The organism is Paenibacillus sp. UASWS1643, from assembly GCF_008693195.1.
Classification (GTDB): domain Bacteria; phylum Bacillota; class Bacilli; order Paenibacillales; family Paenibacillaceae; genus Paenibacillus; species Paenibacillus amylolyticus_B.
In genome coordinates, this window is record NZ_VXKZ01000068.1 from 1 (window position 1) to 1571 (window position 1571).

At 40.3% G+C, this 1571-nt stretch carries 3 protein-coding genes; 2 read left to right on the top strand and 1 reads right to left on the bottom strand.

Going from position 1 to position 1571, the window contains the following annotated elements; translation table 11 throughout:
* Positions 1-246: hypothetical protein (locus tag FE296_RS33150; protein WP_223868725.1), on the top strand; the 246-nt coding region annotated here is incomplete at its 5' end.
* 227 nt (positions 247-473) lie between these two features.
* Here FE296_RS33150 and FE296_RS00335 read toward each other — a convergent pair.
* Entirely contained in the window at positions 474-752 is a 279-nt protein-coding gene (locus FE296_RS00335) for a hypothetical protein (RefSeq protein ID WP_150363977.1), read from the bottom strand.
* Between the two features lie 128 nt (positions 753-880).
* Between FE296_RS00335 and FE296_RS00340 the strand changes: the two genes are divergently transcribed.
* A complete protein-coding gene (locus tag FE296_RS00340; protein ID WP_150363978.1) occupies positions 881-1333 on the top strand; it encodes an AbrB/MazE/SpoVT family DNA-binding domain-containing protein in 453 nt (150 codons plus the stop codon).
* Positions 1334-1571 lie beyond the last annotated feature (238 nt).

Sequence of the window (1571 nt, forward strand, 5' to 3'; positions counted from 1 at the left end):
AACTCAATAATTATACTTGATGGAAATCATAGAGTTATGAGGGGATTTAATCGAAATCCATCCGGTGCTATCAACGCGTATTGGTTGGAAGCTACAGATCATTTACCGGGTTTGGCCGATCCTGTATTCAGTACCCTATTTAAATTACATCATAATGTAAACGTTATGGCTAATTACATGGCAGGTAATATTAGAAAGATGAAATATAATTATAAGCATCACAACCAAAGTCTATATGAAGTTTAATTAAGACGGGGAGTGGGAAATCTAATGTTCGGCTTTTAAAGCTATTTGGATCCCAGGAAAGCTCCTGCAGCTGATCGTTCTTGGCTCGATACCCGGACGTTTAAATTATGGCCAATTGAAAAAAAGAAGCAGAAACCGAATATTGATGAAGCGATATCAGTGTTCATTATGCCAGGAAAACAATAAAATGAGTTTGGATCCCCAAGCCAGCTTTCCGAAGCTGGCTTTTAATGTTGTGTCCAATAGTCGATATTATTGATCGACTCGATGGGACCAGCTTTGGATTCAACGATTTCCCAGCCTTGTAGTATTTTAATAGACTCGACTTGTCTTTTGTCGTCCCAAGAAATAAAGAGCTGATCCTCCAGACGGATTAGACACTTCTGGATCTCGCCCTTAGACTTGCCTGTTTTAACTGTCAATTCGTGCATCGATGGCATTCTTCTACGGGCGTGAGAGTAGTTGTACAATATTCGATGGATCTTGCGCTCAAGATCTGAAAGCATCGTAGCACCTCCGGAGCTATTTGATTACTCTATTATAAGAGAACGCATGTTCCATATCAACATTGTAATGATCTGAAAGTTAATAGTACATATGATACAATGAGGAAAAAAATGGGAGAAGAAGTAGGATGAATAGATCTAAAAATACGGGGATGGTACGCAAGTTGGATGCGCTTGGCCGTATTGTACTGCCTATTGAATTACGGCGTACCCTGGGAATCAAGCTTGGCGATCCGCTTGAATATTTTGTTGATGATTCTGATGAACGTCTGACTTTAAGGAAATATAGAACAGCTGAGTGTACGTTTTGTTCCTCTACGGAGGGACTTGCCTACTTTAAAGATTATTTCATTTGCAGTTCTTGTATAAACGAAGCAGTCACAACAGAGCCTATTGTTGAAAAGAAGCAGCCCCGCAGTAAGGATACAGCGCTGAGGCTTGTTAAGATCATGGCAGAGTACCCCGCTGCTTCACAAAAGAAATGGGCGGATCTGCTTGGTGTATCCCAGGGCCGAGTGAGTCAGTTAATTCAAAAAATAAATCAGTCAGTTCCGAAGTTTTCCGGATCGGAAGAGAAATAAAGTACTTGGTTAAAACTGAAGATAAAATTTTGAAGCAAGGGCGTTCCTGGATTACCAGGAACGCTTTTTTCCTGTGCCTGGTTTTAACCAGGCATGGAATTGGTTTCAACCAATATTCGTTTAAAAGGGTGTCATATATTCAATAGGGATGTAGAGGTCATTTTCGGACCGGATCGGTACAAGGTCACGTTATAAAGACGGAAATTCAAACTTATGATGAAAATGTATCTGAATCAGC

Excerpts from the sequence above, each read along its gene's own strand:
- FE296_RS00335 (WP_150363977.1), bottom strand. The coding sequence starts at position 752 with ATGCTTTCAGATCTTGAGCGCAAGATCCATCGAATATTGTACAACTAC.
- FE296_RS00340 (WP_150363978.1), top strand. The coding sequence starts at position 881 with ATGAATAGATCTAAAAATACGGGGATGGTACGCAAGTTGGATGCGCTT.